Raw genomic sequence first — 20,315 nt, forward strand, 5'->3', positions numbered from 1 at the left:
AGGCGGCGGACCTCCCTTGTCGGCAAATTAACGTGATTTTTCAACAAAATGCGCCTTAATCTTTTTTGAACAGAAATTAACTCTTGGCTATTGGTATTTTATTGGTATTATCCGGCTCCGAGGAGAAATCGCGTGAAATTCGTGCTTGGCATCGATGGCGGCGGCACCAGCTGCAGGGCGGCCCTTGCGACCGTCGGCGGCGCCGTTGTCGGCCGCGCCAAGAGCGGCGCCGCCAACATCCGCACCGACCTCACTGGCGCCCGTACCAACATTGTCGAGGCGGCCAGGCAGGCTTTTCTGGCCGCCGGGGCGGATCCGGAACTGATTCCCCAAACGCCGGCCATTCTCGGTCTCGCCGGCGCCAATGTCGGCACCTACCGGCAGCAGCTCGAGGCGATCCTGCCCTTCAGCCGGAGTCGTGTCGAAACCGACGCCGAGATCGCGCTAGAGGGCGCGGTCGGCTCCGGTGACGGCGCCATGGCCATTCTGGGCACCGGCACCGCCTATATGGCGCGTAAGGACGGCAAGTCGCGCGCCATCGGCGGCTGGGGTTTCCAGGTCGGCGACCAGGGCAGCGGCGCCCGCATCGGCCGCGACCTGCTGGAACAGACGCTGCTTGCCTATGACGGCATCCGTCCGGGCTCGCCCTTGACCGACGCCATGCTCGCTGTCTTCCGCAACAATCCCGAAGACGTGGTCGAATTCACCACCAACGCCAAGCCGGGCGATTTCGGCGGCTTCGCGCCAAAGGTTTTCGAGCATGCAGAAAAGGGCGACCTCGTCGCCAATTTCATCCTCGGCAAGGCGGTCGCCGATGTCGAGGCCTCGCTCAACGCGCTCGAGCTTGCCGACCATGCTCCGCTCTGCCTGCTCGGCGGCTTGGCGCCTCTTTACGCGCCGCGCCTTTCGGCACGCTATCAGGCGCTGCTCAAAGCCCCGCTCGACGATGCGCTGGGCGGCGCCGTGCAGATGGCCGTGCGCATCTTTGCCAAGGGTCCGGAGGCCGCCCGATGAGCGCCGCCGACCAGATCTTCTCCATGCTGAAAGAATCCTCGCAGAGCGGCGCGCCGCTCTATTTGCAGCTCAGGCGCAGCATCGAGGAAGCGGTCAATCGCGGCCTGATCGGTCCGGGCGACGCGTTGCCCTCCGAGCGCGACATCGCCAGCAAGGCCGACATCTCGCGCGTCACCGTGCGCAAGGCGGTGCAGGACCTGGTCAAGGGCGGCATCCTCGTTCAGCGCCACGGCTCGGGCACCTTCGTCGCGCCGCGCATGGAGCGTGTCGAGCAGTCGCTGTCGCGGCTCACCTCCTTCACCGAGGACATGGCGCGCCGCGGCATGAATGTGCGCTCGGTCTGGCTCGACCGCGGCCTCTATGCGCCGTCGCCGGACGAGATGATGGTGCTGGGCCTCTCCTCGACCGAGCTGGTGGCGCGCGTCGCGCGCCTGCGCATCGCCAACGACACGCCGCTGGCGATCGAGCGCGCGGCGCTCTCGGCCAGCGTCCTGCCCGATCCCGAAGCGATCGGCTCCTCGCTCTATGCGGCGCTGGAAACGACCGGCAATCGCCCGGTACGTGCCGTGCAGCGCATCTCCGCCACCAATCTCGGCGACGCCGATGCGCGCCTCTTGGAAGTGCCTCCGGGGGTTGCCGGACTGCAGATCGAGCGCATTTCCTATCTGGCGAGCGGCAAGGTGATCGAGTTCACCCGCTCGGTCTACAGGGGCGACGCCTATGATTTCGTCGCGGAACTCCGGCTGACCGGGCCGGGAGAGGAGCTCCGGCCATGAATGCCAGCACCACCCATATGCGGCGCGAGATCAACGAGATCCCAGAAGCGGCCGCGCGCCTTCTCGACGGCTCGTCCGCCATGTTGGCCGAGGCCGGTCGCGGCCTTCGCGAGCGGGATCCGCATTTCGTCGTCACCGTGGCGCGCGGCTCGTCCGACCATGCCGCGACCTTCATGAAATATGCCGTCGAGCTGACGGCAGGCCTGGCAGTCGCCTCCGTTGGGCCGTCGATCGCGTCGATCTATGGCGCCAGGTTGAGGCTCCGAGGCTCGGCCTGCCTGGCGATCTCGCAGTCGGGCAAGAGCCCCGACATCGTTGCCATGGCCGAAACGGCAAGGGCCGGCGGCGCGCTCACCGTCGCCATCACCAACACGGCGGACTCGCCGCTGGCGCGGGCCTCCGACTATGCCATCGATATCCTGGCCGGACCTGAGCGTAGCGTCGCGGCCACCAAGACCTTCGTCAATTCGGCCGTCGCCGGCCTTGCGCTGATGGCGCATGCCACGGATGACCAAGCATTGATCAAGGCGCTCGCCGGCCTTCCCGGCCATTTCGAGAAGGCGATCGCCTGCGACTGGATGGCGCTCGCCGGCGCTTTGGAAAACCCGCAATCGCTGTTCATCCTCGGCCGCGGCCCGTCCTTCGCGATCGCCAGCGAGGCGGCGCTGAAATTCAAGGAAACCTGCGCCATGCATGCCGAGGCCTACAGCGCCGCCGAGGTCATGCATGGGCCGCTGGCGCTGGTCGGTCCGGGTTTTCCGGTCCTGGCGCTTGCTGCCCGCGACGCGTCCGAACCCTCGGTCGCCGAGGCTGCCGACGGCCTGACGGCCAAGGGCGCCGCCGCCTTCATCACCTCCGACAAGGCGAAGGCCGCGCGGCTTCTTCCCCATGTCGCCACCGGCCATCCGCTGACCGATCCGCTGCCGCTGATCGTGTCCTTCTACGGCTTCGTCGAGGCCTTCGCGCGCCATCGCGGCCTCGACCCCGATGCGCCGCGCAACCTGCGCAAGGTGACGGAAACCGTATGAGCGACCGTTTCGCACTCACCGGCGCCCGCATCTTCGACGGCGCCGACTGGCACGACAACGCGGCTCTCGTCGTCAAGGGCGACGTGGTCGAGGCCATCCTGCCAGCCGGGGCGATTCCGTCCGGCGTTTCGACGGTCGAGACCGGCGGCGGCCTGCTTGTGCCCGGTTTCGTCGACATCCAAGTCAATGGCGGCGGCAGCGTCATGCTCAACGATGATCCCGACGTCGCCTCGATCGAGACCATCTGCCGGGCGCACGCGCCCTTCGGCACCACCGCGCTGCTGGTGACGCTGATCACCGACACGCCGGCGATCACCGCCGCCGCCATCGCCGCCGGCGCCGAGGCCGCCCGGGAAAAGGCGCCAGGCTTCCTCGGCCTGCATCTGGAAGGGCCGCATCTCTCGGTAGCCCGCAAGGGCGCGCACGATCCGGCGCTGATTCGGCCGATGACCGACGCCGATCAGGCGGCATTGATTGCCGCGCGGCGGGACCTGCCGGTGCTGCTCACCACGATCGCGCCGGAATCGGTCGAGCCGGCCCGTGTAGCGGCGCTGGCCAAGGCCGGCGTCGTCGTCAGCCTCGGCCATAGCGACACCAATTACGCGACGGCCACCGCCTTCGCCGAAGCCGGCGCCAGCGTAGTAACGCACCTTTTCAACGCCATGAGCCAGATCGGCAACCGCGAGCCGGGCCTGGCCGGTGCGGCGATCGACACCGGCGGCCTGTATGCTGGGATCATCGCCGACGGCATCCATGTCCATCCGGCGACGATGATGCTTGCGCTGCGCGGCAAGCAGGGGCCTGGCAAGATCGTGCTGGTCACCGATGCCATGGCGACGATCGGCACCGACATGACATCGTTCACGCTCAACGGCCGCACCATCTACCGCAAGGACGGGAGCCTACGGCTTGCCGACGGCACGCTGGCCGGCGCCGATCTCGACATGATTTCCGCCGTGCGCTACGTCCATCGCGTCGTCGGGCTCGATCTCGACGAGGCTCTGCGCATGGCCTCGCTCTATCCGGCCGAGGCGATCGGCCAGGCCCACCGCCTCGGCCGCTTCGCCAACGGCACCGCCGCCGACATTGTCCGCCTGTCGGAGGACCTGGATGTCAGCAACGTCTGGATCGGCGGCAGGAAGGTGTTTGGAGCGTAGGCCTTCGCGGTTTCGTCATCCTCGGGCTTGACCCGAGGATCCATTCCGTGACCTCTGCCGCAGGGCGCAACGGTGCAGAATTCTGTAACTGTTGCAACGCCTTAGCGTCACGGAATGGATCCTAGGGTCTGCGCGCGTCGCTTCGCTCCTTGCTCGCCCTAGGATGACGAACGCTACGGGCGTCTCGGCTAACCCCGATAGTTAGCCGGCTTTGGAGTAGATATCCTTATACGTCTCGCGCAGCACGTTCTTCTGCACCTTGCCCATCGTGTTGCGCGGCAGTTCGTCGACGAAGATCACCTGCTTCGGATGCTTGTATTTCGCCAGCCGTCCGGCTATGGCGCTGGCAATGTCGGCGGCGCTGATCGCCGAGCCCGGCTTGCGCACCACGACCGCCGTGACGCCTTCGCCGAAATCCGGATGCGTGACCCCGATCACCGCGCTTTCGCTGACGTCGTCCAGCGCGTCGATCTCGCTCTCGATCTCCTTCGGATAGACATTGTAGCCGCCCGAGATGATCAGGTCCTTGCCGCGCCCGACGATGTGGACATAGCCGTCGGCATCGATCAGGCCGAGGTCGCCGGTGATGAAGAAGCCGTCGTCGCGGAATTCGGCCTTGGTCTTGTCGGGCATGCGCCAATAGCCGGCAAAGACGTTCGGCCCCTTGACCTCGATCATGCCGATCTCGCCCTGGGCCAGCGGCTTGGCCGTCTCGGGATCGGTGATGCGCAGCGAGACTCCGGGCAAGGGGAAACCGACCGTGCCCGGGCGCCGCTCGCCGTCATAGGGGTTGGACGTGTTCATGTTGGTCTCGGTCATGCCGTAGCGCTCGAGGATGGCGTGGCCGGTGCGCTCGCGCCAGGCCTTGTGCGTCTCGGCGAGCAGCGGCGCCGAGCCGGAGATGAAGACGCGCATCGTCTTCGCCGCCTCGCGTGTCAGGCCGTCCTGCTGCAACAGCCGCACATAGAAGGTCGGCACGCCCATCAAAGCCGTCGCGCGCGGCATCAGCGACAGAATGCGCGCGGGATCGAATTTCTGCTCGAAGAACATTGTCGCGCCGGCCATCAAGACGACGTTGGTGGCGACGAACAGGCCGTGTGTGTGGAAGATAGGCAGCGCGTGGATCAGCACGTCGTCGGCGCCGAAGCGCCATTGCTCCACCAGCACGCGGGCGTTTGAGGCGAGATTCTCGTGGCTGAGCATCGCGCCCTTGGAACGGCCGGTGGTGCCGGAGGTGTAGAGGATCGCGGCAAGATCGTTCGGCCCGCGCGCGACATCGCTGAAATCCGTCGCTTGCCGCGAAGCCTGGCTGGCCAGCGTTCCCTGGCCGTAGCGGCCGAGCGTGAGCACCGTGGCGCCGACCGCCACGGCAAGCGGTTCGACGCCGGCAAGGCGGTCCGGATCGCAAACGATCAGTTTCGGCTCGGCATCACGGAAGAAATAGTCGAGCTCGGGCAGCGTGTAGGCGGTGTTGAGCGGCAGGAAGACCGCGCCGGTGCGTAACGAGGCGAGATAGAGCAGCATCGCCTCCGGGCTCTTCTCGACCTGGACCGCGACCCGGTCGCCGGGCTCGACGCCGGTCTGCGCGAGGGCATGCGCCAGCTGCGCCGACTTCGCCAGCATGTCGCCATAGGTGATCGAACGGCCGTCATCCGTCTCCATCAGCAGCCGGCCGGGCGCCGGCATGCGGGAACGGAAAGCGCTGAAGAGATGATTGGTCATGAGATGTCCTCAAGGCGGACGAAGGCCGAATGGCGCATGCCTTGCGCTCGCCTGAGCGAATACCAGATTTGGCGCCCGGAGCAAAAACTGCGTTGATTTTTCGATCCGCTATTTACGGCCGCGTTGGGACTTGCCGGCCCTCGGATCATAACCCTGGGCGAGGCGTTCCATGCACATCGCCGCGGTGAGGCGGTAGTGATTGAGAAGCGCCTCGACCGCGCCGTCGGCGTCGCCGTCCAGCGTGCGTTCGGCGATGATGCGGTGCTCGCCGAGATCGTCGCGCCCCGTGCTTGGCGCGTTTTGCGCGATCAGGCGGTAGCGCGAGGCCTGGTCGGAAAGCTGATCGCAAAAGCCGATCAGCCAGTGCGACCGGCAGGCCGCGATCAGCGCCCGGTGGAAAGCTCGGTGCAGCTTTTCCCATTCCGGATTGTTGGTTGCCGGGTCATCCGGCAGGCGGCGCTCCGCGCGCGCCAGGCGGTGCAGGGCAAGCACCAGTTGCTCTTCCCATTCGGCGGTGCGGTGCGCAATGGATTCGCGCAGCGCCCGCTCCTCCAGCCAGCAGCGCGTGCGAGTCAGCTCCTCCAGTTCCGCGGCGCTGACCGGCATCAGGAAGAAGCCGCGTTGGTCGTGACGACCGAGCAGGCCCTCGGCGGCCAGGCGGTTGAGCGCCTCGCGCACCGGCGAGGCGCCGGCGCCATAGCGGGAAACGACCCACTCGACACGCAGTTTCGTCTCGGACTCCAGGGCTCCGCGCAACAGGTCATCGCGCAGTTGCTGGTAGACCGAACTGGCAAGCGTGCTTTTGGCTCCCTTGCTCTCGCCCGGCTCGGTGCTTCCGTTTGTCAATCGAACTCCTGTTACTTTGCCCCTGGTTTGCCAGGGCCCCGCGGCGAAGCAATTCCCGTACATGTATCATACAGCCGGGCAATGTGGTGTCTCAAGCGGAAGATGACGATATTCGACTTTAAGACAAGCGGATCGTCTATTTATTGAACAAAGTAGAATCTCAGGAAAAGTCGATGTTCCTGCGTCGCTTCATAGAATGAACAATCGTTCAATCCCTGTCGCGGTTGTACAACTCCCGCGAGGCTCGCACGGTTATATGTTTAACTGGCGGCCCTGTCGGCAGCCGTTCGAATTGCTTCGATATTTGCCCTATAGGCTTCGACGCTGCCGCCCTTGAAGACTGCGGCGCCCGCTACCAGCACATTGGCTCCGGCCGCGGTCACCAGCGGCGCCGTTTCGGCCGAAACACCGCCGTCGATCTCGATACGGATCGGCCGACCGCCGATCAGCGCCTTCACCCGTTTCACCTTGTCCACGATCGCCGGGATGAAGGCCTGCCCGCCGAAGCCCGGATTGACGGTCATGATCAGGATGAGGTCCAGCCGATCGAGCACATACTCGATCGCCGTTTCCGGCGTTGCCGGGTTAAGCGAGACGCCTGCCTTCTTGCCGAGATTCTTGATGGTTTGGAGCGAGCGGTCGAGATGTGGCCCGGCCTCGGCGTGCACCGTCATGCCGTCGCAGCCCGCTTCGGCGAAGGCCGCCAGGTAAGGATCGGCCGGCGCAATCATCAGATGGCAATCGAAGAAGGCCTTGGTGCGGTTGCGGATCGCCTTGATCACCGGCGGGCCGAAGGTGATGTTGGGCACGAAATGGCCGTCCATCACGTCGAGATGGATCCAGTCGGCGCCGGCCGCCGCGACGGCCTCGACCTCGTCGCCGAGTTTGGAGAAATCCGATGCCAGCACCGATGGCGCAATCAGGGTCTTCTTGCTCATGGCGCAAATTCTCCCAGCGGTCCTGTGCGCGTGGTCGCGCCTTGTCAGGGCGATTGCCTAGAGCAATTCCAGGAAAAGTGCGAGCGCTTTTCCGTCCGGAATTGCGTGAAAACAAAGAGATAGGGCGTTCACCGTTTTCGTGAAACGGTGAAACGCCCTCGACCATGATCCGGCCAAGGGGGAGCATGTTTTCGACGGGCGCACTGGCCCGCCTGCCGTAGAGCTTTCTTCGATGTGGAAGAGAAAACCCGCCGGATCGCTCCGGCGGGTCTCGATCTTCAGCCGCACGATTACGGCTTGAAGTTCTGGATGTTGGCGCCCGCCGGATCCTGCAGCATGCGCCGCGGCTGGCGCTGCGGCACCAATTGCTGCAGCACATTCGGGTTGAGCAGGATGCCGGGGTTGATCTCGATGTCCGGCTGCCTGCGGATCGGGTAGCAATCCGGATACTGTCCGGCCGTTCCGGCCGGGCAGCGCCGCCGGGTGAAAACCGGCTGGCACTGTCCGTCGATGAACTCCGCACCCGGTGCGCATTCCACCGACGCCTTGCGGCAGGCGCCGTTGCGGATTTCGGTCCCGCGCGGGCAGACGCAGTCACCCCGCTTGTTGTGGACCTGGCCGCGAATGGCGCACTGCTCCTGGCTCGGCCTCGGTCGCTGGCAGGCCTTGCCCCGCACCACCAGGCCGCCCGGGCAGGCGCAGTTGCCGTTGGCGTCGCGCACCTGGCCGCGGACCGGGCACTGCTTCGACACGATCGGCCGGCAGGCGCCGCCGCGCACCTCCATGCCGCTCGGGCAGACGCAATCGCCATCGGCGTTGCGGGACTGGCCGCGGATACGGCACTGGGCGGGCGGCTCCCTGTCAGGCACGCAAGCCTTGGCGGCACGGTCGAGATGCGTGCCTTTCGGGCAGACGCAGCCGTCCGTCGTCAGCACTGCACCACGGATCGTGCATTTCGGCGGGACGACCTGGCATACGCCGTTCACCAGCTCGCCGCGGCGGCAGACGCAGTTGCCGCTCTGGTCGCGGTACTGGCCGGGACGCAGCGTGCATTGCGGCTCCTGCGGCTCTTCGCCCCGGACGCACTTGCCGTTTTCCAGCTCGGTGCCGCGCGGGCAGACGCAGCGTCCGTCCTCGGTGCGGATCTGGCCCTGGAGCAGGACGCAACGCTGCGGCACAGGCAGCGGCAGAAGCTTGCCGCCGCCGGACGAGCATTGGCCGTCACGGAAGATGGTGCCTTCCGGACAGACACAGCGGCCGGCCGAGTTCAGCACCATTCCATACAAGCACTGGTTCTTCACCTCTCGGCTGACGGTGAAGGGATGGCACGCATAGGCCTTGCCGCGATCGCCCTGCATGCCGCTCGGCGTGCGCGACAGCACGTCGCCACCGCTTTGCACCGGCGTATTCGGCGAGAGCACGCCGACGCAATTCTGTCCGCTGACCGTGCCCTTGAGATCGGCAAGCCGCCTGTCGTCGGGAAGCGTCACGGTGACATGGTGCTTGCGGCTTTCGCCGGCGCCGAGCGCCAGGTTCGCGGTGCAGGACGCCGGCAGCGTCGCCGGCTCCGGCGAGCAGCCGAAGGGCGGGTCGATCGCGGTGATCCGGACGCCTTCCAGCCTGCCGATGCCGTCGATGCCGATCGCATCGCCGATGCGGACCGGACCGGAGAAGGGGGTAGGCCCATCGTTCGTGATGGTGATCTCGAACGAACATGGTTCTCCCGGCCGGCACTCGGCATCGCCGGTCTTCTCGACGCGGATGGTCGAGCCGCCGCCGCCCTTCGCGCAGGCCTGGCCGATCGGGTAGACAATGTCGTCACCCGGCGCCGGCCCGTAGGAGCCGCGCGCGCAATTCTCGAACGCGCCGTTGCCGCTCACCGTCACGTCGAAGTGCCGGCTGGTTCCGGGCGTCATCACGGCGCCGGGAATCTGGCACGACAGCGTGTTGGCAGGCACCGGTCCGCAAGCCCAGTCCGCACCGTCGGGGGTGACGCTCTGGATTTGCACAGGCGCTCCGCCCGACACCAGCGTGGCGGCATCGTTGACCCGCACCGGGCCGGTGGGGGCGGCGATGCCGACATTGGTGACGGTGATGCGGCAGGAAACAACCGCAGCGCCGGCCAGCGAGCCATCGCAGGTCTTGGTGATGCGCAGGCCGGGCTGGCCGCCATTCGGGTGGCGGATGCGCTGGGTGGCGCAAGCCTTGTTGTTGGCGAGGTTGACCTCGCCGGCAATGCCCTTCACCTCGGCGCAGTTCTCCACCGTGTCCGGCCGGTAGTTCGCCGGCATCACCGCTCTGACGACGATCGGCGTCGAGGCGCCCGGAGGCAGCGAGATGCCGGCATTGTCGCAGCGGAACTGGCCAGGGCCGTTCGGTCCGCAGGCCCATGGCGGGCTCGGCCCGAAGGTCGACGAGGTCGGCGCGCCGCCGGGGTAGGTGTCGATCACGGTCAGCGGCCCGTTATAGGTGCCGGTGCCGTTATTGATGATGTCGATCACGAAAGTGCAGGCACCGTCCGGCGTGCAGACCGGGGTGCGGGCGCGCTTCTTCAGGATCAGGTCGACCTTCTTCTCGACCGGCGGATTGCACTGCGCATCGCGATCGCCACGGCGGCAGATCGGGATCGAGGCGCAGCCGCGGTCGTTCTGCTGGCTGCCGAACAGCGGCTTGCCGCTGGCCTGGTAGTCATAGGCGGCGCAGTTGCGCAGCACGCCGCCTTGCCAGCCGCCCGCCGGCTTGAAGCCGAGCTTGAGGTTGACGGAGGCGCCGGGGTTGAGCGTGGCCGCCGGATAGGTGCAGGTCATCGGCGTCGTGCCGGGCGCGCAGACCCAGGGCGCGTTCGGCCCGGAGGTCAGCACTGAGCCTGCCGGCAGCGTCACCTCGTCGAGCACGATCTTGCCGTTATAGGGCGCGTCGCCGACATTGGTGACGGTGATGGTGAAGTCGCAGCCGCCGGCCATCGTGCAACGCGGCACGTCCGCATGTTTCTCGACCTTCAGGTCCGGCTCCTTGTCCTTGGGCGGGCATCTCAGGTCACGCGGGATGACGATGTCGATCACCTGCGTGCAGCAGAGCCCCCAGCCTTCCTTCGGGCCGGCATAGGTCTCGATGCCAGTGACGACGAGGTGGATGGTCTCGCCGGGCGAAGCGCCGATAATCTTCCAGTTCAGCACGCCGCCGCCGATCGGCACCTTCTGCATGTCGGGAACGATGCTGACGCCGGGCGTCGTCGTCGACACCTGCACCCATTTGTCGCCCATCTCCGGGCCGACCGGCATATGATAGATGAAGGCGCCGCCGCCGGGCACGCAATCGACCGTGCCACGCTCGACCTTGAAACATTCCTTGCCGGGAGGTGGCGGCGGCGGGTTGCACTTGATCAAGTCGATCTTGATCGAGGTCTTCACGCCGGTCAGGAAATCACCGTCGTCCGGTCTGTCCGGATCCTGCGAGTGGATCGTTGTTGCCGGACCGCCCCTGAAGGCCACCTCGATCTCACCCTGGTTGTCGACCGTCGTCGGCACGGGAAAGGTCGCATGATCTATCCTGGCGGTGATGCGGAAGGTGATGACGCGTTCGTTCGCAGCACCCGCGCCATCGAGATTGGCAGCGCTGATGCGGAAGTTGGAAACGCTGGCCGTGTCGTTCGAGCTGGCCGACGTGCCGATTGAAGCAGCGGGCAGCGGCCCGCCCGAGGCGCTGGTGCCGTCGCCGGAGACATCGACGCCGACAATCTGCAGGCCGTGCGGCAGTTGGTCCTTGAAATCGAGCCTTGTCGCTTTGAGCAGGGCGGCCACGCTTGGGCGGTCGAAGTCCTGCGGGTCGCCATGGATGCCGAAGCTCAGGACATACTCGACGGAATCGCAGCTTTTCTGGCTGCCTTTCTTGGTGAAGAAGGGCACGATCCGGGCGAGCTCCGCATTGATGCCGCGGGATGCTGGATTGGCGGCCTGATTGGCCGTGGCCGGAGCCTGGTCCTGGGCGAGCGCCGGCAGTGCCGGCATCATGGCGACCGCGATACCGGCCGCCATCAGCCAGCGCGCGCCGCGCCTGGCATATGACAGGGGTTTCATGATCGTCTCCATGATGGTTTTCGAACGGCTCGAGACGGAGCGGGAAAGGGCGAGATTTGTCATCTGTCCCTCCCTCAACGTTCGCAGCTGACGGCTGGCGTTCTGAGTGGCAGCGTCATCTTGCAGCAAGGATAGTAGCCACCCTTGTCCTGGTCGGACTTGCGGTAGAAGCAGAGGCCGACATTGACGGTGTCGCCCGGATCATGGCCGGTGATGTCGATCGTGTAGGGCTTGCCCGGAACATGCGACATGGGGGTTGATACCCCGACGCCGGGCGTCCTGGACTGCGCCTTGATCGAATCGCCGCCAAAGCCGGCATGGTCATGGAGATAGAGTTCGGCCCGCAGACCGCGTGGCGTGCAGTAGTAATGCACGTCGTCGACATCCACGCAGGGCGGCAGGTTGCCGGGCGGCGGGAACTCCGGCGGATAGAACGGAGGCAGATAGCCGCCGCCGGGGATTTCCTCATAGTAGCCGGCGCGGCCCTCACAGGGGCGCCAGACCCTTACGTCGCCGACATGGCCTTGGACGTCCGGGTCTTCGAAATAGCCGTCGAAGTCGACGAACCATGAGCCGAAGGGCGGAACGTTCGCCGGCTTGACCAGCGCGCTTGGCGTCAGCTGGACGCCATGCACGGCAAGCGGCCCGCCGGCGGCGAGGCGCTCGGCAAGTTCGGGATTGTCGCGCAACTTGTCGCCGGTGTTGACGACGGTGTCGGTGCAAACGGAAGTGTCGAGATTGCCTTCGGCGTCATAGCGATATTGCAGGTCGACGCCGCCGGCCGACTGGCGGTTGCCTTGCGGGAAGCCGACGGCATATTCCTGCGGCACCTCGACCCAGGCGGATTCCGTTGCCGGATCGTCCGGATCCTCGCGCCAGTAGCGTATCAGCTCGCCTTTGCCGGAATCGGCGAAGCGGCTGTAATCGTAGCGGTTCTCGACCGGGCCGCGCTGGGCGAGATACATGAAGCCCTTATTGTCGAATGAGATGTCGGTGACGGCATAGTCCTGGTCCGCCTTGACCGTCAGTTCCCAGCGCGGACCGCCGGCAAAGCCTCCGTCGCTCGCGATGCCGACCGACCAGATTTCGGCCTTCTCGCCGACGGAATAGTAGAGCCGGCCGCCATGATAGGCGACGGCCCAGACCCGGCGCGCGTCCTGCGTGTAGCCCCAGGTCGCGGGGTCTTCGCTATCGAAAGCGGCAGCCTGGATGTCCATCACGGCGGTGTCGTCGGCGACCGGGGCTAATCCATGCGCGGGGCGCCCGGCGACGCCATGGTCGAAGCTGTCGATCAAATTGCCCTCGATATCGATGCGGTGAATGAGCCCGGTATCGAGATCCGAAGCGAAGAACTGGCGATGGGTAGCATCGAAGGCGAGGTTGCCGATGCCCGGCCCGCTGTTGGTGTCGATGTCGGCGAATTTGGAGACGGCGCCCGTGATGCCGTCGATCTTCCAGATCGTGCCTGGTCCGCCGCCATTCTCGGTGCCGAACTGACCCTGCATGAAAGTGGCGCCCGCGGTGCCGCGGCGCTGCCGTTCCGGCCTGCCGTCATGGTCGGCGTCCGGCGTGACGATCTCGACGCCATGCAGCGAGGTCGCAGCCGCGTAGAGGTTGGGAACGCCTGAGGGCACGCCGTCGCGCACGCCATCGTCATAGGCGAGGCCGAACACCTCGCCGATCTGCCCGGCCGTCACCTCGAAGGGCGGCCGCGTGTTGACGAGTTGGCCGGAAGCGGGCCCGCCGAGATGCGAGACGTCGAAAATGCGCAAGGATGCGCGGGATGTATCGATGAAGGTCTCGTCGACCGGGTCGACGCCGGGGGGCAGACCCTGATCGAAATCGGGAATGGTGGTGCCCGGAAAGCCGGTGACCGCCATCGAACCGGGATAGATGATCTGGGTTTCCTGCGCCTTCGCCGCGCCGAGCCACAAGCCGGCGGACAGCGCCAAAGCCAGAATTCCGCCGCTTGTTGCGATTGCGCGGCGCAAACGGCGGCCACGGGAACGCAGGAACGAGCCGCGAACGCCAGACATTGAACTCCCCCCGAAGCCGCTGGAAGGAACGTCCGCCTCTACCGCGCCAACCAGGGCAAGGCTCGGCGTTGCGGCACGTTCTTCCCCGTTCGAATTGTCTGTTTTCCTCTTGGCGACGATACGCCGGCTGCTGGGCAGGGTCAACGGAATCAGCCGGAAGCCCAGCGCGTCGATCCCTTCCCGAAGGGGGTGATCGCGCTGGATTCCCGTTGTTCCCGGAGACCGCGAAGTCTCTGGGTTTCTGGTCATGGCGGCTTTCCTTTCCTGCCGCGCCATTGCGGCGCCTGGCCATCAGTCGCTGGCCGGCGTGGAAAGGTTCATGGGAGGATAGCGGGGTGGAAAGTGTTTGCGGTCGCCAGGGGCGTTACCAGATCCAGTCGCCCCGGCCGAGCGCCGATACCGCCTCGACGATGCGGGTGAAGCTCGTCCGTGCCCGGCCGATCATGTGGCGGCCTCTGAGGTAGCCATGCACCAGGCCCGGCTCCTCGAACCAGGCGGCGCGCCCGCCGGCCGCGATAACGCGGTCGCGATAAGCCTCGCCGTCGGATGACAGCGGGTCGCACTCGGCGGTGATCAGCACCGTCGGCGGCAAATAGGCGAAATCGGCGTCGGCCAGCGGATAGAGCGTGATGTCGCCGGTCTGGTCGACGCCGCCGGTGCGGATATGCTTGTAGAAGTCGAGATCGCGCGCGGTCAGCATCGGAGCCTCGGCATGGGTGACGTAGGAGCCGCGCGAATGGTCGCCGCCGAGCCCGGGATAGATCAGCATCTGGCCGGCCGGCTTCTTTTCATGGCCGCGCGTCGCATGCGCTACCGCCGCGCAGAGATTGCCGCCGGCGCTGTCGCCGCAAAGCACGACAGGGCAGTCATAGGTCTTGGCGGCCCATTCGAACGCGTCCATGGCGTCGTCGAAGGCGGCCGGATGCAGATGCTCCGGCGCCAGCCGGTAGTCGACCGAGACCACCTCGTAACCGGTGCGGGCGCAAAGCTCGGCGCAGACATCGTCATGGCTCTCCAGCCCGCCCAGGATAAAGCCGCCGCCATGAAGGTAGAGCACCATCGCAGCGTCGTTCGGCTCCGCGTTGCGATAGATGCGGATCGGGATGCCGTCGGCGATGCCTGTCGTCACGGCGGTCACGCCCTGCGGATAGCCGGCAAAGAACTCCCGGCACATCCGGTCATAGATCGCGCGCTGCTCTTCGATCGTGTAGTCGATCGTGTCCGGCGGATAGTAGGAGTTGGTCTTCTCGATGAAGGCCCAGGTTTCTGCGTCGATGAGAGTTTTGTAGTCGGTCATGGGTGCGGAACAGGTAGCCAAGGCCGAGCCCAGGCCCCCCTCTCTGTCCTGCCGGACATCTCCCCCTCAAGGGGGGAGATTGGCAGTTTCGTCGACGGCACTTCTTTCCCAACGTCGGCGATTGGCGAAAGCGGGCGTGACATCTGATCTCCCCCCTTGAGGGGGAGATGCCCGGCAGGGCAGAGAGGGGGGCCTCGCTCCGTCATCTCCGCAGAATCACTTGCCCTTCCAAACCGGCTCGCGCTTCTCCGCGAACGCCCGGAACCCTTCCATATTGTCTTCCGACCCGTAGAGCTTATCGACCGTCGGCAGCTGCCGGCGCGTCACCTTGTTCATGGCGTCCTGGAAGGTCAGCGCCTCGGCCACCCGCGCCGTCTCCTTGATCGCGGCGAAGACCAGCGGCGGACCGCTGGCCAACAGCCTTGCGATCTGCCAGACGCGCTCCTCGAGCTTGTCCTTGGGCAGCACCTCGTTGACCAAGCCCCAGCGATGCGCCTCGGCAACATCCATCCAGCGGCCGGTGAACAGAAGGTCCATGGCGATATGGTAGGGGATGCGCTTCGGCAGCTTGATGGTCGCAGCGTCGGCCAGCGTGCCGGCGCGGATCTCGGGCAGCGCGAAGGAGGAATGGTCCGAGGCGTAGATGAGGTCGCAGGACAGCGCCAGCTCGAATCCGCCGCCCACCGCCATGCCGTTGACGCAGGCGATCACCGGCTTGTTGAGGTCGCGCAGCTCCTGCAGCCCGGCAAAGCCGCCGACGCCGTAGTCGCCATCGACCGCATCGCCGGCGGCCGCCGCCTTCAGGTCCCAGCCGGCGCTGAAGAACTTGTCGCCGGCTGTCTTGACGATGGCGACGCGCAAGTCGGGATCGTCGCGGAACGCCTTGAAGGTCTCACCCATCAGCCGCGATGTCCTCAGATCGATAGCGTTGGCCTTCGGCCGGTCGAGCGTGACCTCGAGGACAGCGCCTTCGCGGCGGGTGGTGATGATTTCAGCCATTCTTCTTTTCTCCAAGCACCAGCAGGGCATCCGCGATCCAGGCGCCCTTGCCTTTAGCACAGACGATCAGCGGGTTGATGTCGAGTTCCTCGATCTCGCCCTCGTTCTTCTGCACGAAGTCGGCAATGCCGGCGATGGCGTCGATGGCGGCGTCGACATCGGCCCTCGGCCGGCCGCGATAGCCTTCGAGGAGAGGATAGAGCTTGAGCCCACGCAATGCCGCCTCGATATCGTCGCGCGTCGCCGGCAACATCAGGGTGACGCTGTCGCGCAAAAGTTCGACCAGCACGCCGCCGGTGCCGAGCGTCATCACCACGCCGAACATCGGGTCGCGGGTGAAGCCGACGATCAATTCGGCGACGCCGTCGCGCACCATGCGCTCGGCATAGAGCCCGGTGCCGAGCGGCAGAAGATCATGCGCGGCGGCGCTGACGGATTCGGCGTCCTTGAGGTTCAGCCTGACAGCGCCGACTTCCGACTTGTGGGCCACGCCGAGCGCCTTCAGCGCCACCGGGAAGCCAAGCGTCATGGAGGAGATAACCGCCTCGACCGCATTGGAGGCGCGCTCGCCCTTCGGCACTGGCAGGCCGGCGTTGATGAGCCTCTCCTTGGCCTCGGCCTCGTCCGGCGTCACGCGTTTGGCTTCGGATGCGCCTGCCGCGGTGGTGTCGACCGGTTGCGCCTGCGGCTCGCGCCAAGCCCAGCCGATGAAGGCGGCGGCCTGGGCGGCGTCCATGGCTTCCGAGATGCCGAACAGCGGCACCATGCCGCGCGCCATCAGGCCGGCGGTGTATTCCTCCGGCAGGTTTTCCGGCAGCGAGGAGACGATCGCGCCTTGCGCCTTGTTGGTCTTCAGCGCCGCCTCGAAGGCGCGCAGCGTTGCCCACCAGTCGACGTCCGAACAGCGGTCCGGGCGCGGGAAGTCCAGCACCAGCATGTTGAGGTCGAAGCCGCCCGACACCATGGCGGTGAAAGTGGCCGTCATCGCCGGCTCGTTGTTCCAGATGAAGGTGTGGTAATCGAGCGGATTGGCGACCGCGACCAGCGGTCCGAGCGTCGATTTGACATGCGCGCGGTGCTCGGCCGTCAGGGCCGGAAAATGCACCCAGCGCCCTTCGGCGCTGTCGGCCATCACGGAAGCCTCGCCGCCCGAGCAGCTCATCGACGAGAGCCTGTAGCCGGGCAATGGTCCGGTGATGTGCAGCAGCTTCAGCGCCTCGATGAAGGCGGGAATGGAATCGACGCGCGCGATGCCCAGACGCTTCAGGAAGGCGCCGGAGGCGGCGTCGGAGCCGGCCAGCGAGGCCGTGTGCGACACCGTCGCCTGCCTTGCCTGCTCCGATCGGCCGACTTTCATGGCGATAATCGGCTTCTTCAATTCGCGCGCCCGTGCCGCCAGCTTCTCGAAGCCGGCGACCGAATCGAAGGCCTCGATATGCAGGCCGAGCGAGGTGACGCGCTCGTCCTCGATCAGGCCCAATGCCATTTCCGAAAGGCCGGTCTGTGCCTGGTTGCCTGCCGTCATCAGGAAGGCGATCGGCAGGCCGCGCTTCTGCATCGTCATGTTGATGGCGATGTTGGACGACTGGGTGATGATAGCGACGCCCTTGCCGCCTTCGGCCAACCGGATGCCGCCGTGCTGGTCGGGCCAAAGCAACGCGCCGTCGGCATAGTTGATCAGGCCGTAGCAGTTCGGCCCGATGATCGGCATCTGGCCTGCGGCGGCGACGAGCTCGGCCTGCAGCCGCTCGCCGTCCTCGTCATAGGCCTCGGTCTCGAGGAAGCCGGCGGCGAAGCAGACGGCGCCGCCGGCGCCGCGTTCGGCCAGCGCCTTGATCACCTCGATGGTCAGATGCCGGTTGACGCCGACGAACGCGGCGTCCGGTGCTCCGGGCAGGTCGGCGACGGAGCGATAGGCCTTGCGGCCGGCGACCTCGTCCTTGGTCGGATGCACCGGCCAAATCTCGCCGGCAAAGCCCATCTTGATCGACTGCGCCACGACGGCGGCGGCCTGCGCCCCGCCGAACACGGCGATCGATTTCGGGCGCAGGAGACGTTCGAGTTTATGCATGGCCATCTTTTCGTTTGAGCGCGATCTTGTCCAAGGCCGGATCCGGGCCTTGGCGCATCATGCTCTAAGCTCCGAACGGACGCAGCAGCGCCCGCGAAATAATATGTCGCTGAATCTCCGACGTGCCTTCCCAGATGCGCTCGACGCGGGCATCGCGCCAGATGCGCTCCAGCGGCAGGTCGTCCATAAGTCCCATGCCGCCATGGATCTGGATGGCCTCGTCTGCGACGAAGGCCAGCATTTCGGTGGCCTTCAGCTTGGCCATCGCCATGTCCTGATCGGTGACGGTGCCCTGATCGTACTTCCAGCCGGCTTCGAAGACCATCAGGTCCGCGGCCTTCAATTCCGTCGCCATGTCGGCGAGCTTGAACGAGACGCCCTGGAACTTGCCGATCTGCTGGCCGAATTGCTGGCGCTGCGCGGCATATTCGATGGCATGCGAGAGCGCGCGTTCGGCGCGGCCGAGGCAGGTGGCGCCAACCTGGAGACGCGTGGCGCCAAGCCACGAATTCGCGACGTCGAAGCCCTTGTGCACTTCGCCGAGCACCTGGGAAGCCGGCAGCCGGCAATCGTCGAATTCGAGGATCGAATTGGTGTAGCCGCGATGCGAGACATTGCGATAGCCGTCGCGCACCGTGAAGCCCTTGGTGCCCTTGTCGACGAAGAAGGCGGTGATCTTCTTGCGCTTGCCGCGTGGCGAATCCTCTTCGCCCGAAGCCATGAACACGATGGCGAAATCGGCGATGTCGGCATGCGAGATAAAATGCTTGGTGCCGTTGAGCACCCAGTCCGAGCCGTCCTGCACCGCGGTCGCCTTCATGCCGCGCAGGTCGGAGCCGGCGCCAGGCTCCGTCATCGCCAGGCAGTCCGACTTCTCGCCGCGGATGCACGGGAAAAGATACTTCTCGCGCTGCTCCGGCGTGCCGGCAAGCAGGATGTTGGACGGACGCGCCACGCAGGTCCAGTGCAGCGCGTAATTGGCGCGGCCAAGCTCCTTCTCGTAGAGCAGCCAGCTCACCGTGTCCAAGCCGGCGCCGCCGACATCGGCCGGCATGTTGGCGGCATAAAGCCCGGCCTCGATCGCCTTGGCCTTCAACTCGTCGATCAGCTCGCGGCGCAGCACGCCGGTGCGCTCCACCTCGCGCTCATGCGGGTAGAGCTCGTTCTCGACGAAGGCGCGCGTCGTCTCGACGATGAGCTTCTGTTCTTCCGAAAGACCGAAATGCATCGCCTCAGCCCTTCTTCTTGCTCTTCTTCGCCTTATCGCCCTTGGCGGGCTTCTCAGCCTTTGCCGGCTTGGCTGCCTTCTTCGCCGGCTTGGGCTTTTCGGCAGTTTTGGCTGGAGTCTTCTTCGCGGCCAGCTTGGCGAGCTGCCTGGTATAGTCCTTATGCAGCGCGCCGGCACCCCAGCCCTTGCCCTTGTTCTGCTTCGACAGCGCTTCCATGATCGCGACCAGATTGTCGTCGCGGATCCTCTCCAGTTCGCGGATCGACAGACCATGCGCCTGCTCGTCCGACTGCGTGGCGATAAGGTCGACCAGCTCGTCGTTGAACTCCGGCACGTCCATCAGCTTGGTCCACGGCCATTTCAGGCAGGGTCCGAACTGCGCCATGAAGTGGCGCATGCCGGCCTCGCCGCCGGCGACCCGGTAGACCTGGAACATGCCCATCTGCGCCCAGCGCAGGCCGAAGGAATAGCGCATGATGTCGTCGAGTTCCTCGACGGTGCAGATGCCGTCCTTGACCAGCCAAAGCGCCTCGCGCCATGCGGCCTCGAGCAGGCGGTCGCCGACGAAGGCCTCGATCTCCTTGCGCACCACCACCGGCTTCATGCCGATCGAGGCGTAGAGCTCCTTGGCCACCTCGATCGCTTCGGGGAAGGTCTGCTCGCCGCCGACGATCTCGACCAGCGGCAAGAGATAAACCGGGTTGAACGGATGGCCGACGACCAGCCGCTCCGGATGCTTCTTCATCGCCACCTGCATGTCGGTCGGCTTGATGCCGGAGGTCGAGGAGCCGACAATGGCGTTGGCGGGCGCATGCTGGTCGATCTCGGCCAGCACCTTGTGCTTGAGGTCGAGCCGCTCCGGCACGCTTTCCTGGATGAAGTCGGCGTCGGCAACCGCCTCGGCGATGGTCTTTGCGAAGGTAAGCTTGCCTTCCTTGGGCAGGCCGCCGGGCAGCATCTGCTTGTAGGCCCGGCGCGCGCCTTTCATCACTTCGCCCACCTTGCGCGACGCTTCCGGATCGGGATCGAAGATCGACACGTCGATGCCGTTCAAGAGCAGCCGCGCCACCCAGCCGGCGCCGATGACACCGCCGCCGATCGCGGCCGCCTTGTTGATGATGCTCATG

14 protein-coding genes are annotated in these 20,315 nt (G+C 65.9%); 4 read left to right on the forward strand and 10 right to left on the reverse strand.

All coding sequences use genetic code 11. The features are described 5' to 3' along the window. The first annotated feature begins 132 nt into the window (after positions 1-132). The 4 genes from LB552_RS21685 to nagA are packed head-to-tail and all read left to right on the forward strand — an operon-like array spanning position 133 to position 3,975. Positions 133-1,014, forward strand: a complete 882-nt coding sequence (locus tag LB552_RS21685) for an N-acetylglucosamine kinase (protein WP_095768149.1) — start codon at positions 133-135, stop codon at positions 1,012-1,014. Then, entirely contained in the window at positions 1,011-1,790 is a 780-nt protein-coding gene (locus LB552_RS21690) for a GntR family transcriptional regulator (protein WP_224531693.1), read from the forward strand. Before LB552_RS21685 ends, LB552_RS21690 begins: the two co-directional genes overlap by 4 nt. Continuing rightward, positions 1,787-2,818 carry an SIS domain-containing protein gene (locus tag LB552_RS21695; protein ID WP_224610130.1) on the forward strand — a complete coding sequence of 344 codons (1,032 nt, stop codon included), beginning with the start codon at positions 1,787-1,789 and terminating at the stop codon, positions 2,816-2,818. The genes LB552_RS21690 and LB552_RS21695 overlap by 4 nt, the downstream gene beginning before the upstream one ends. Further along, a complete protein-coding gene (gene nagA / locus LB552_RS21700; protein WP_224610132.1) occupies positions 2,815-3,975 on the forward strand; it encodes an N-acetylglucosamine-6-phosphate deacetylase in 1,161 nt (386 codons plus the stop codon). Before LB552_RS21695 ends, nagA begins: the two co-directional genes overlap by 4 nt. Before the next feature lie 201 nt (positions 3,976-4,176). Here nagA and LB552_RS21705 read toward each other — a convergent pair whose 3' ends face one another. The 10 genes from LB552_RS21705 to LB552_RS21750 all read right to left on the reverse strand — a co-directional run bounded on the left by LB552_RS21705 (position 4,177) and on the right by LB552_RS21750 (position 20,314). Continuing rightward, the gene (locus tag LB552_RS21705) at positions 4,177-5,697 is read right to left on the reverse strand and encodes a malonate--CoA ligase (protein ID WP_224610134.1); all 1,521 of its coding nucleotides are present in this window, start codon (positions 5,695-5,697) and stop codon (positions 4,177-4,179) included. A gap of 108 nt (positions 5,698-5,805) precedes the next feature. Next, positions 5,806-6,543: a GntR family transcriptional regulator gene (locus LB552_RS21710; protein WP_224610136.1), complete on the reverse strand. Its 738-nt coding sequence runs from the start codon at positions 6,541-6,543 to the stop codon at positions 5,806-5,808. Positions 6,544-6,803: 260 nt separating this feature from the next. Further along, a complete protein-coding gene (rpe, locus tag LB552_RS21715) occupies positions 6,804-7,481 on the reverse strand; it encodes a ribulose-phosphate 3-epimerase (protein ID WP_140686993.1) in 678 nt (225 codons plus the stop codon). A gap of 290 nt (positions 7,482-7,771) precedes the next feature. Beyond that, entirely contained in the window at positions 7,772-11,620 is a 3,849-nt protein-coding gene (locus LB552_RS21720) for a DUF11 domain-containing protein (protein ID WP_224610138.1), read from the reverse strand. A gap of 11 nt (positions 11,621-11,631) precedes the next feature. Beyond that, a complete protein-coding gene (locus LB552_RS21725; protein ID WP_411966397.1) occupies positions 11,632-13,593 on the reverse strand; it encodes a hypothetical protein in 1,962 nt (653 codons plus the stop codon). 364 nt (positions 13,594-13,957) lie between these two features. Further along, entirely contained in the window at positions 13,958-14,890 is a 933-nt protein-coding gene (locus tag LB552_RS21730) for an alpha/beta hydrolase (protein ID WP_224610141.1), read from the reverse strand. Positions 14,891-15,106: 216 nt separating this feature from the next. Beyond that, entirely contained in the window at positions 15,107-15,889 is a 783-nt protein-coding gene (locus tag LB552_RS21735) for a carnitinyl-CoA dehydratase (protein ID WP_224610143.1), read from the reverse strand. Beyond that, positions 15,882-17,960 (reverse strand): acetate--CoA ligase family protein, encoded by a 2,079-nt coding sequence (locus LB552_RS21740; protein WP_224610145.1) that lies wholly within the window; start codon positions 17,958-17,960, stop codon positions 15,882-15,884. The genes LB552_RS21735 and LB552_RS21740 overlap by 8 nt, the downstream gene beginning before the upstream one ends. Before the next feature lie 64 nt (positions 17,961-18,024). Next, the gene (locus LB552_RS21745) at positions 18,025-19,188 is read right to left on the reverse strand and encodes an acyl-CoA dehydrogenase family protein (RefSeq protein ID WP_095768160.1); all 1,164 of its coding nucleotides are present in this window, start codon (positions 19,186-19,188) and stop codon (positions 18,025-18,027) included. A 4-nt stretch (positions 19,189-19,192) separates the two neighbouring features. Further along, on the reverse strand, positions 19,193-20,314 hold the full coding sequence (locus LB552_RS21750) for a carnitine 3-dehydrogenase (RefSeq protein WP_224610147.1): 1,122 nt from the start codon (positions 20,312-20,314) through the stop codon (positions 19,193-19,195). Position 20,315: the final 1 nt, after the last annotated feature.

The sequence above is a fragment of the Mesorhizobium sp. CA7 genome, from assembly GCF_020165015.1.
GTDB lineage: Bacteria > Pseudomonadota > Alphaproteobacteria > Rhizobiales > Rhizobiaceae > Mesorhizobium.